We start from the raw sequence: 12,045 nt of genomic DNA, 5'->3' as shown, positions 1-12,045 counted from the left end.
TAGTATCTTTTCTTAATGTTTTATTAATTAAGCAACTTACGCAGCTACAGTTTTGTTTTGCGCTTTTTCCCATAACTCGCCTAGAGCACGCTTGTACTCAGTAGGTAGGACCTTCACAAAACGACCGCGGGCATTTTCCCAATCAGCCAAGAGTGCTTTTGCACGCTCTGAACCTGTGTGACGGAAATGACGCTCGATCAAGCTTTTCAGAATTTGCTCATCCGTCATACGCTCGCCACCATCCTTCACATCAACAGGGGCATGCCACTGTGATTGAGGCATCTTGGCAATCTGCTCAGCGGAAGGTAGTACTTTTTCTAAAGTCGCCATGCTGGTATTGCAACGCTTCTCAAAGAGACCATCTTCGTCATAAACATAAGCGATACCGCCGCTCATACCTGCCGCAAAGTTACGGCCAGTTGCGCCCAAGACCACTACCGTGCCACCAGTCATATACTCACAACCGTGATCGCCTGTACCTTCAACAACAGTTGTAGCGCCAGAGTTACGAACTGCGAAACGCTCACCAGCAACGCCGTTGAAGAATGCTTCACCGCCGATTGCACCGTAGAGAACAGTGTTACCAACAATAATGTTCTTTGCTGTGTCGCCACGGAACTCATGTGGAGCACGCACAATCACGCGTCCACCAGATAAGCCCTTACCGACGTAGTCATTGCCATCACCAACTAAGTCCAAGGTGATACCGCGAGCCAAGAAGGCGGCGAAACTTTGACCAGCAGTGCCATTTAATTGAATATGAATCGTGTCATCAGGCAAACCAGCATGACCGTAACGCTGAGCGATTTCTCCGGAGAGCATTGCACCAACAGTACGATTCACGTTTTTCACTGGAACAATGAATGAGACTTTCTCACCACGCTGCAGTGCAGGCTCACTCTTCTCAATCAGAACCTTATCTAGCGCACTGTCTAAACCGTGATCTTGAGTCAGGACCTGATAACGCGGCACATCTTTAGCCACTGCTGGCTCAGCAAAAATCTTACTGAAGTCTAAGCCATGTACTTTCCAGTTTTCAATGCCCTTACGGGTATCTAAGAGATCAACACGACCAATCAAATCATCAAACTTACGAATGCCGAGTTGCGCCATGATCTCGCGCACTTCTTCAGCAATAAAGAAGAAGAAGTTCACGACATGTTCTGGCTTACCAGAGAACTTTTTACGCAACTCAGGGTCTTGTGTAGCAACACCAACCGGGCAGGTATTCAAATGACACTTACGCATCATGATGCAACCCTCAACAACCAATGGTGCAGTTGCAAAACCAAACTCGTCAGCACCTAACAAGGCACCAATCACGACGTCACGACCCGTTTTCATTTGGCCATCAGCTTGCACACGAATACGACTACGCAAACCATTGAGCACTAATGTTTGTTGGGTTTCAGCCAAGCCCAATTCCCATGGGGAACCAGCATGCTTAATAGAAGACAGTGGTGATGCCCCTGTACCGCCGTCATGGCCAGCAATCACGACGTGATCTGCTTTCGCCTTGGCAACACCGGCTGCAATCGTACCAACACCGACTTCAGATACCAGCTTCACAGATACGTCAGCAGCTGGATTCACGTTCTTCAGATCGTGAATCAACTGGGCAATATCTTCAATCGAATAAATATCGTGGTGCGGAGGAGGAGAAATCAAACCAACGCCCGGCACGGAGAAGCGTAGCTTACCGATGTAATCAGAAACTTTGCCGCCTGGCAACTGACCGCCTTCACCAGGCTTAGCACCTTGGGCCATCTTAATCTGAATCTGATCAGCAGAACGTAGGTACTCAGTAGTAACACCGAAACGACCTGATGCAACCTGCTTAATTCTGGAGCGCAATGAGTCGCCATCGAGCAAAGGAATATTTGCTTCAACAACATCATCACCCAAAATGCTGGCTAAGGTTTCACCCTTCTTGATTGGAATGCCTTTAAGTTCATTCACATAACGATTTGGATCTTCACCGCCCTCACCCGTATTAGACTTACCGCCAATACGGTTCATAGCAATGGCCAAAGTAGCATGGGCTTCAGTAGAAATAGAGCCCAAAGACATCGCGCCCGTTGCAAAACGCTTCACGATTTCTTTTGCGGACTCGACTTCATCTAATGGAATCGCTTTAGATGGATCAATCTTGAACTCAAACAAGCCGCGCAATGTCATCTGACGTTTGGTTTGGTCATTGATGAGATTGGCGTACTCTTTATAGGTTTGATAGCCCTTCTCTACACCAATGCGAGTGGAGTGCTGCAACTTCGCAATCGTATCTGGAGTCCACATATGATCTTCACCGCGAATACGGAATGCATACTCACCACCCGCTTCGAGCATATTGGTCAATACTGGGTCATTACTAAATGCAGACTGGTGCATGCGCAAAGCTTCTTCAGCCACTTCAAATACGCCAATGCCACCCACGTTAGATGGCGTACCTTTGAAGTAATGATCGATGACGTCTTTATTTAAACCAATCGCCTCAAAAATCTGTGAGCCGGTGTAAGACATGTAAGTAGAGATACCCATTTTGGACATCACTTTTTGCAAGCCCTTACCAACTGCTTTGACAAAATTCTTAACCGCTTTTTCTGCTGACAGATCACCCGATAAACCTTTGGCCATTTCAGCCAAAGTTTCCATTGCTAAATAAGGATGAACTGCTTCAGCGCCATAGCCAGCTAAAAGTGCAAAGTGATGGGTCTCACGCGCGCTACCTGTTTCAACAACCAGGCCAACGCTAGTACGCAAACCTTTTTCTACTAGGTGCTGATGTATTGCAGAAGTCGCCAACAACGCGGGAATGGCTACGTGCTGCTCATCAACCTGACGATCGCTGACGATCAAGATGTTGTAACCAGAGCGAACGGCATCTGCTGCTTCTGCGCACAAGGACGCTAAGCGAGCTTCAATACCTGCTTTGCCCCAAGACGCTGGGTAGCAAATATCCAACTCATATGAGCGGAACTTACCGTTGGTGTAATGACCGATATGACGAATCTTGGTCATATCATCAAAATCTAATATCGGCTGACTCACTTCCAAGCGCATTGGTGGGTTGATATTGTTGGTGTCCAACAAGTTTGGCTTTGGTCCAATGAAAGACACCAAAGACATCACCATGTTTTCACGGATAGAGTCAATCGGAGGATTGGTCACCTGCGCAAACAACTGCTTGAAGTAGTTATAGAGAGGCTTATTTTTATTAGAGAGTACGGCCAATGGGCTATCGTTACCCATCGATCCAATTGCTTCTTCACCATTCATAGCCATTGGTGCCATGAGGTACTTAATATCTTCTTGGGTGTAACCAAAAGCCTGCTGACGATCTAACAATTTGGCTGCTGGACGAATCGTGGTTTTTTCATCAACCAAGTCATCCTTACTTGCATCAACTTCATCAAGCTTCACGCGCACTGCATCAATCCAGCTCTTATAAGGCTTTGCTTTAGAGACGGCATCCTTTAATTCAACGTCATCAATAATGCGACCCTGCTCCATATCAATCATGAACATCTTGCCTGGCTGCAAGCGCCATTTTTGAACGATCTTGCTCTCTGGAATTGGTAGTACACCGGCCTCAGAACCCATGATGACTAAGTCATCTTCAGTTACGTAGTAACGTGCTGGGCGCAATCCATTGCGATCCAAAGTAGCGCCAATCTGGCGGCCATCAGTAAATGCCATTGCTGCTGGACCATCCCATGGCTCCATCATTGCTGCATGATATTCATAGAATGCGCGGCGATTTTCATCCATCAATGAGTGCTGTTCCCACGCTTCTGGAATCATCATCATCATGGCTTGTGCCAATGGGTAACCCGACATTACCAACAACTCTAAGCAGTTATCAAAACATGCGGTGTCAGATTGACCTGGATAGATCAGTGGCCATAATTTTTTGAGATCATCACCCAACACTGGTGAGCTGATTGCACCTTCACGTGCATTCACCCAGTTCACGTTGCCTTTAACAGTATTAATCTCTCCGTTGTGCGCGATCATGCGATATGGATGAGCTAATTCCCAAGCTGGGAATGTATTGGTAGAGAAGCGTTGATGCACTAATGCTAAGGCAGATACTGTGCGTGGATCTTGCAAATCTTTGTAGTACGCGCCTACCTGATTCGCTAACAGCAAACCCTTATAAACAATGGTGCGAGCAGACATCGATGCTACAAAATATTCTTTGCCATGCTTTAAATGTAAGTCTTGAATTGCATGGCTTGCAGTTTTACGAATCACATATAACTTACGCTCAAGCGCATCGGTTGTCATGATGTCGCGGCCACGTCCAATAAAAATTTGACGAATAAATGGCTCTGTCATTTGAACGGTTGGAGACATCGGCAACTTCACATCAATCGGCACATCTCTCCAACCTAAAACCACTTGGCCTTCCAAGCGGACCGTGCGCTCTAACTCTTGTTCGCAAGCCAAGCGAGAGGCGTGCTCTTTAGGCAAGAAAATCATACCAACACCGTACTCACCGAATGGAGGTAGCTCAATGCCTTGCTTAGCCATCTCTTCGCGATACAAAGTATCGGGAACCTGAATCAATATTCCTGCACCGTCACCCATCAATGGGTCAGCACCAACTGCGCCCCGGTGATCTAAGTTCTCAAGAATTTTCAATCCTTGAGCAACAATCTCATGTGACTTCTTGCCCTTGATGTGAGCGACGAATCCTACGCCGCAAGCATCGTGCTCATTTTGTGGGTCGTATAGACCTTGTGCAATTGGACGAAGGTCTGTATTCATTTGTGTAGTCATGGTATTTCCGTTGGCCCCTAGGGCTTGATTACTTTTGGAGGATCAAATATAGGGGAATACCCATGCTGATGCAATAGAAATAAAATGAGTCTGTCCCATTTAAATGAGGTCGCCAGCAAATTGAACCTCTATTAAGGGGACAGAGTCATAGATTCAAGTCGGTAAGGCTAAAAACTAATCCGCCAGAAAACTGCCTAACTTATTGAATTCGTTGCATTTAATTTCTTTGGGCGCCCGCGATGACGGATTAATACCTGATCAGGATTGTCCTTAAATAACTTTTGGGCATACATGTCGCTCACCCACGGCTTAGACCTAACTAGGGCATCGGTAATTTGGCGATCCTCCCAATGTGGCGCCCCCTCTTTCACAAATCCTGCCCAAGTCATTTGTCGCTCAAATGGTGTATTACCTAGCCTCCAAAAGTGTTGGTGATCCACCAACCAAGGTTCTGCATTGCCGCCAATGTGGGAAGCAAAGCTCGTCCAAGTGGAATCCTGGGGGCTCGATTCAAAGCCGGCCCTCACGGGATTAAGCTCTATATAGCGCTGGCAACGTAAAAAATAATCTGGGTCTATTAGTGAAGAGCGATAGCGCCCTTCCCAAATCGTTCCCGAGCGCTTGTGCTGTTGATTGAAATACTGGGCATAACGCCTGCCTAAAGACTGCATGGTCTTTGCAAGCGAATCTGCATTTTGGGGGGTCATTAAGAGATGAACATGATTTGGCATCAAGGCGAATGCGTGTACCGAACTGCCAAATTGTTTTGCCGCCTCTCGCAGCCAATCTAAATAGATGCAGCGATCAGCATCATTAAAAAAGAGTGTTTCCCGATTATTGCCACGAACCATGACATGCATTGCTTGGCCAGGAATAATGGTGCGCGCTTGCCTTGCCATTGCTAATACGAACTACTGCAGTTCGCGCACACCGCCATTACTAGAGAACTCGGGGATAAACCAATCGCCATCAACTTGGGTCACACCAGCAGGCACTTCGCGCCCTTGTTGCGGTTGATCTTTTAACGCAGTACTCATGTAAGAGGTCCACATCGGCAGAGCAAGCCCGCCACCAGTTTCACGATCACCTAAACTTGCCGGCTTATCAAAACCAATCCATGCAATAGCTACCACCTTCGGGTTATATCCTGCGAACCAAGCATCATGTGAGTCATTGGTTGTACCTGTTTTACCTGCAATATCACTGCGGCCTAATTTCGCTCTCGCACTTCCAGCCGTGCCAGTTTTTGTAACCTCTTGCAACATGCTATCCATCACAAAAGCAGTTCTAGCATCTAGTACTCGGGTAGCATCCTCACCCGCACGTGTAGGCTTCGCTTCAAAAAGAACAACACCTTTTGAATCCGTCATCTTATTAATTAAGAATGGATCTACGCGATAGCCTCCATTGGCAAACACACTATAAGCCGACGCCATTTGCAAAGGTGTCACAGAGCCTGCACCCAAAGCCATTGTTAAGTAAGGAGGATGCTTCTCTGCCTCAAATCCAAAACGTTGAATATATTCTTGTGCGTAAGATGGGCCAATAGCGCGAATTAATCGTACCGATACCAAATTTTTTGATTTAGCTAAAGCAGTACGCAAACGCATCATGCCCTCGTACTTACCATCATAGTTCTTTGGTTCCCAAGCTTTACTTCCAGTTTCCATGCTACCAATCGATAGCGGGGCATCATTCACCATTGTGCTTGGAGAAAAGCCTTTTTCAATTCCAGCAGCATAAATAAATGGCTTAAATGATGAGCCTGGTTGACGTTGTGCTTGAGTCACATGATTAAATTGATTGCGGCGGAAATCAAAGCCACCCACCAAGGAGAGAATCGCGCCTGTCTCGGCATTCATAGAGACAAAAGCTGCTTCAACTTGTGGCAATTGCGCCAGTTTCCAAATGCCGCCATCCGAAAGCAATCTCACAATCGCACCAGGACGTAAACGTTTTTTAGGTTGAGTACTGTCAGTTAAAGAGGCCGCAGCAAGCTTCATGCCCTCACCCTTGAGTGTGATGGTATCTCCAGTAGAAATCATCACTTGCATTTCTTTTGGCTTGACATCGAGCACAACCCCAGACTGCAAATCATCTAACTGAGGATAAGCTAATAAAGCTTCATCAATTGCCCGCTGACGCTTCACTGTGTCTTCTGGTAAATCAATAAATCCTTCTGGTCCACGATAGGCGTGACGCAAATCATATTCAAAAATACCGCGACGCACTGCCCTGTAGGCGGCTTCCTGATCTGCCTTCAAGATCGTGGTGTAGACATCTATCCCCTGAGAATAAATTGCTTCACCGTATTGGGTAAACAACAATTGACGTACCATCTCTGCAGCAAAATCAGCGCGAGTACTAAATTCATTTCCAAGGCCTCGAATATGCAGCTCTTCCGCCATGGCAATTTGATACTGCTCGGGTGTGATGTAAGACAAATCCCGCATACGCTGCAAGATATATTCCTGGCGAATTTTTGCGCGACGGAAATTACTGACAGGGTTATAAGCGGATGGCGCTTTTGGTAAGCCGGCTAACATCGCTGACTCTGCAATCGTGATGTCCTTCAATTCTTTACCGAAGTAGATCTGGGCCGCACTCGAAAATCCATATGCCCTCTGACCCAAGAAGATCTGATTCATGTAGATCTCCAGAATCTTATCTTTACTTAGTTGAGACTCAATTTCCCAAGACAGGAGCACCTCATAAATCTTGCGACTGAAAGTCTTCTCATTACTCAGGAAGAAGTTGCGAGCAACCTGCATGGTGATGGTGGATGCACCTTGGGAGAGGTTGCCACGTAAATTGGTGAGCGTAGCCCTCAGGATGCCGACGTAATCGACCCCACCATGAGAGTAAAAGCGATCATCTTCGATAGCCAAAACTGCGTTACGCATGCTCATGGGTATTTCATTTAAAGGAATCACCTTGCGGCGCTCTTCTCCAAACTCGCCAATCAGCACCTTATCAGCCGTGTAAATCCGCAACGGTGTTTTCGGGTTGTAATCAACCAATGCCGAGATCTTCGGCAAATTCGGTTTTGCTATTAAGAAGGCGTATCCCAGCAACAAGGTAATCACCACCGCAAAGACCATGCTGATAATCAGCAGCGCCTTAATCAGGGGATTACTTCCTGATTTTCTGGACGAGAAATGGTCCGCTCTTGGCTGACCGAGACGTCTATCAGGCTGTCGGTTAAACCGCCGGTTTAGTGGCGGCTTGTCTTTTGGGGGTAGAGCCATAGAGTCAAATTATAGGGTGCTTACGTACTTTTCCTTAAAGCTCCAATACCCTTGTTTGAAATATTTTTTGGCAGATTACTCTGACACTAAATTCTGCTTTTCCTGATCGTTTTTACTATCCCCAGGGCGAACAATATGGCATGCCTCCACGCCATATCTCCCCCCAATCGTTTGACGACATTCTGAGTGAGTTGGGAGATGACCCCGCCATTCCAGACCCCCATGGAATTCGCAAAACATCCAACCCACCCAGGGTTGATCCATCACCCCAAGCCAAGGCTCCAAAACCCGCTTTTTTGGCCAAATCCTTTGAGCTAAACAAACTTAACTTCAATCCAATTTGGATCCTTTTTGTCATTTCATGTATCTGCGGCGGCACCCTCTTTTTTTATTTTGGTCTCAGTAAACCAGGGGTTGAGGTGGAAATAATCGCCCTACAAAATCAACTATTAACCCTCAAAGAAGAATTTGAATTCTCCCAAAGCGAATGGCAGTCTGAGCAGGAAGATCTATATGAGTTAATAGATGAAATAGAAGTAAGCATTCACTCATTAGAGCTAAAGCCGCCAATTCAGACCACCCAAATCAAGTCTATAGCCATTCCCCATGAGGCAGAACTTCGTCGCTGGAGATATCTAGGCGTCACCCGAATGGGATCTACGGAACAGGCCTTTTTTCATACCGGCAAGACCACCAGAATGGTTGGCAATGGGGATCTGGCCCTAGGCGAGTGGCGCCTGACTCAGGCAGCAAAAGAGCTGGCTATCTTGACCCATCCCAAAGGCAAATCCATTCCTTTTAAATCCACCCAATCGGAGTGACAGTGATAACGATCTTGCCAAAATTCTCTCCCAGCTTGGCGCTGATAATCCTGGTTTTCTTACTCAGCCCAGCATTCGGAAATCAGCCCGAAATTAGCGCATCCAGCAAACCCAAAGATAGTCGCATTAGCCTGCAATTTAGCCAAATTGAAATAACTGAGCTTTTGCAGGTTTTAGCCAAAATGGGGGATACCAACTTTCTTCTTAGTGAATCTATTCAGGGCAAGATTTCGGTTGACCTCAAGGACACTCCTTGGCAAACCGCCCTTCACTCGATCTTAGCTAGCCGAGGGTTGCGACTAGTCCGAAATGGCGATATCTACTGGATTGGGCCTCACGCAGAAATTCAAAGTTTCCAAAAATTTAGGCGGGAGGATGCTGCCCTGCCATTTGGAGGCGACCATATTAATAGCCCTCGCCAGATTCTGATAGAAGCCCGCATTGTTGAAGCTGACCAGCGCTTTGCCCGTGAACTCGGCGTGAAGCTGGGATACCAGGTCAATGACATTGGCAAGCAGCCAGGCCAAAACGCAAGCACCAACCTGGATCTTGCAGGAACTGGCTTAGCCGGCTTTAACCCAGCTACCTTAGCTGCAACCCTGATTTCGAAGAATGCGGCCCGTCTTTTACAGATTGAGCTCTCAGCCCTAGAATCCGATGGTCAGGGCAAGATCCTATCCAACCCCCGCATCATGACTGGCGATCAGGTGAAAGCCACGATTGAGCAAGGAACCGAGTTGCCGTATCAAGTGAGCTCTCAAAGCGGGAGCAAATTGCAGTTTCGTAAGGCTAATTTGCGCCTAGAGGTCTTGCCCAAAATTCATCCAGACGGAATGATCTCCATGCTGGTAGGCATCAATAAAGACACTATTGGTATGAAAACAGAGCAGGGCTATGCGATTGACACCAAAAACCTCAGCTCTGAAGTGACGGTTGAAAATGGGGGAACAGCCATCATTGGGGGCATCTTTCAAACTACCGAGCGTGATGATGAGGTCAAAGTTCCACTCCTAGGAGATATTCCGTTAATTGGGTATTTATTTCGGCATAAATCGAAGTTAGCGGATAAAACGGAACTATTAGTCTTCTTAACCCCCACCGTACTGGACAAACACTAATAAAATCAAAGGGTGAACTCTTCATCCAACAATATCTTCCTCATTGGCCTCATGGGCGCTGGGAAGTCGACCGTCGGCAAATTGCTGGCCAAGAAATTGGGTCGTCGCTTTTTAGATGCGGACCATGTGATTGAAGATCGTTGTGGAGTCAAAATCCCAGTCATTTTTGAAATGGAAGGTGAGGATGGGTTTCGCAAACGTGAAGCTCAGGCCATCAAAGACATTACCGCAGAACCTGATGTCATCTTGGCAACCGGTGGCGGTGCTGTACTGCTTCCGGAGAATCGACAATTTCTCAGTGAAAGAGGAACCGTAATTTATCTCCATGCTAATCCTATGGAGCTGTGGCACCGCACTAAAGGCGGCGAAGGTCGACCACTCCTTAAAAATGGCGACGCCAAAAAGATTTTAGAAAATCTCTATGCTATCCGCGATCCACTCTATCGCGAAATTGCTGACTATGTGATTGAGACTGGAAAGCCCAGCGTCAATCAGTTGGTCAACACCTTAATCATGCAACTCGAACTCTCCGCATAAATTTATCCATGAAAACATTAGAAGTTGATCTAGGCAATCGCAGCTACCCCATTCATATTGGTACGGATTTAATCGATCAACCACAATTATTTAGCGCCTGTGAAAAAGCGACATCGATTTATATTGTGAGCAATACGACTGTTGCCCCTTTATATGCAGCACGCCTCACCCAGACTTTAGAAAAACTCGGTAAGCCCGTCAGAACCATTGTTTTGCCTGATGGAGAGTCTTATAAGGACTGGAAAAATCTCCAGTTGATATTTGATGACCTTCTCAAATTTGGCGCAGATCGTCAAACTATGTTGGTAGCCTTGGGTGGAGGTGTCATTGGCGATATGACTGGCTTTGCTGCTGCCAGCTTTATGCGCGGCATTCGCTTCATTCAAGTGCCAACAACCCTATTGGCTCAAGTGGACTCTTCTGTCGGCGGTAAGACAGGCATTAATCACCCGCTCGGAAAAAATATGATTGGGGCGTTTCATCAGCCAGCAGCGGTCATTGCCGACCTGAATACCTTAAAGACATTGCCTGCCCGCGAGCTTTCTGCAGGCCTGGCTGAAGTGGTTAAACATGGTGCCATTGCAGACGCTGAGTTCTTAAACTGGATAGAAGCAAATGCAAAGGCATTGCTAGCCTGCGATACAGAGGCAATGGCACATGCAGTGCTGCGCTCTTGTGAAATTAAATCAGCCGTTGTGTCAGCAGATGAAAGAGAAGGTGGCATTCGTGCCACGCTGAATTTCGGACATACCTTTGGTCATGCAATAGAAGCTGGCATGGGTTACGGCGAATGGTTACATGGTGAGGCTGTTGGCTGCGGGATGGTGATGGGTGCAGACCTTTCACGACGCCTGAACTTCATCACTCAGGATGAAGTCAATCGCCTGACTCAAATTATTCAGGCTATGAATCTGCCGATTGCGCCCCCAAAATTTGGCGCACAGCGCTATATGGAATTAATGCAAGTCGACAAAAAGACTGAGGGCGGTCAGATTCGATATGTCGTCTTAGAAAAGATTGGCAAGGCACAAATTCAAAGCGTTCCTGATGCTCAGGTCATCGAGACCCTAACTGCCACTGGGGCAGTTTAATTTCGCATGATATTGGATGCTATTTCTGCAGCAGACCAATAGTAATTGTCTGCCCAGATTGAGCGCTAGCAAACTCTGACAGGTCACCCAAGAGCTCGCGCCCAGTTTTAGTATCCAGCCATAACGGGGAGGCAACAGTACCAGCCCAGCGATAGTGATAGCCGCCAGATTTCGCAGCTACCCAGATTTCATGCAATGGTGGCTGTGTATTGACCACAATGACACTGCGATCCCTAAATCGGATGTTGATGACATTACCACCCTGACGCTCTACATCGAGATCTAGATCCAGCGTATCGTCTGCAGCTTCCAAGGCCACTTCTATTGACTGCAATAAATTACTGCCCAGCTGATGGAATTGCTTGTCATCAATGGTTTCCACCGTTAAATTGCCTGGCTTCATATTAGAGTCCTGCATGCTATATTCAATCATTCGTTTTAGAGACAT

Annotated in this window: 8 protein-coding genes; 4 read left to right on the top strand and 4 right to left on the bottom strand. The window is 46.9% G+C overall.

The window, feature by feature from the left end:
• Positions 1-36: 36 nt before the first annotated feature.
• The 3 genes from AOC19_RS00480 to AOC19_RS00470 form a co-directional block, all read right to left on the bottom strand.
• Positions 37-4,782 carry a glutamate synthase-related protein gene (locus tag AOC19_RS00480; protein WP_215376463.1) on the bottom strand — a complete coding sequence of 1,582 codons (4,746 nt, stop codon included), beginning with the start codon at positions 4,780-4,782 and terminating at the stop codon, positions 37-39.
• 194 nt (positions 4,783-4,976) lie between these two features.
• Positions 4,977-5,681: a transposase gene (locus AOC19_RS00475; RefSeq protein ID WP_215376461.1), complete on the bottom strand. Its 705-nt coding sequence runs from the start codon at positions 5,679-5,681 to the stop codon at positions 4,977-4,979.
• 12 nt (positions 5,682-5,693) lie between these two features.
• Positions 5,694-8,030: a penicillin-binding protein 1A gene (locus tag AOC19_RS00470; protein WP_215376459.1), complete on the bottom strand. Its 2,337-nt coding sequence runs from the start codon at positions 8,028-8,030 to the stop codon at positions 5,694-5,696.
• A gap of 140 nt (positions 8,031-8,170) precedes the next feature.
• On the opposite strand from AOC19_RS00470, the gene AOC19_RS00465 reads away from it, so the two are divergent.
• From AOC19_RS00465 to aroB, 4 genes are read left to right on the top strand one after another with little or no spacing between them, the layout of a single operon-like run.
• Entirely contained in the window at positions 8,171-8,851 is a 681-nt protein-coding gene (locus tag AOC19_RS00465; protein ID WP_215376457.1) for a hypothetical protein, read from the top strand.
• 14 nt (positions 8,852-8,865) lie between these two features.
• On the top strand, positions 8,866-9,969 hold the full coding sequence (locus AOC19_RS00460; protein WP_251368035.1) for a secretin and TonB N-terminal domain-containing protein: 1,104 nt from the start codon (positions 8,866-8,868) through the stop codon (positions 9,967-9,969).
• Positions 9,970-9,981: 12 nt separating this feature from the next.
• Positions 9,982-10,506, top strand: coding sequence for a shikimate kinase (locus tag AOC19_RS00455; RefSeq protein ID WP_285896593.1), 525 nt, complete (start codon positions 9,982-9,984; stop codon positions 10,504-10,506).
• An 8-nt stretch (positions 10,507-10,514) separates the two neighbouring features.
• Positions 10,515-11,597, top strand: a complete 1,083-nt coding sequence (gene aroB / locus AOC19_RS00450; protein ID WP_215376455.1) for a 3-dehydroquinate synthase — start codon at positions 10,515-10,517, stop codon at positions 11,595-11,597.
• A gap of 19 nt (positions 11,598-11,616) precedes the next feature.
• Here the strand turns inward: aroB and cyaY are convergent, their stop codons facing one another.
• Positions 11,617-12,045, bottom strand: coding sequence for an iron donor protein CyaY (cyaY, locus tag AOC19_RS00445; protein ID WP_251368034.1), 429 nt, complete (start codon positions 12,043-12,045; stop codon positions 11,617-11,619).

The organism is Polynucleobacter asymbioticus (assembly GCF_018687575.1).
In the GTDB taxonomy this organism is placed as follows: Bacteria; Pseudomonadota; Gammaproteobacteria; order Burkholderiales; family Burkholderiaceae; genus Polynucleobacter; species Polynucleobacter asymbioticus_C.
The sequence above is the reverse complement of the archived record's forward strand: the minus strand, read 5'-3'. Positions and strand labels throughout refer to the sequence as shown.

Bases quoted from the DNA above. Each gene is read 5' to 3' on its own strand.
- AOC19_RS00480 (WP_215376463.1), bottom strand. From the start codon at position 4,782: ATGACTACACAAATGAATACAGACCTTCGTCCAATTGCACAAGGTCTA.
- AOC19_RS00475 (WP_215376461.1), bottom strand. From the start codon at position 5,681: ATGGCAAGGCAAGCGCGCACCATTATTCCTGGCCAAGCAATGCATGTC.
- AOC19_RS00470 (WP_215376459.1), bottom strand. From the start codon at position 8,030: ATGGCTCTACCCCCAAAAGACAAGCCGCCACTAAACCGGCGGTTTAAC.
- AOC19_RS00465 (WP_215376457.1), top strand. From the start codon at position 8,171: ATGCCTCCACGCCATATCTCCCCCCAATCGTTTGACGACATTCTGAGT.
- aroB (WP_215376455.1), top strand. From the start codon at position 10,515: ATGAAAACATTAGAAGTTGATCTAGGCAATCGCAGCTACCCCATTCAT.
- cyaY (WP_251368034.1), bottom strand. From the start codon at position 12,045: ATGTCTCTAAAACGAATGATTGAATATAGCATGCAGGACTCTAATATG.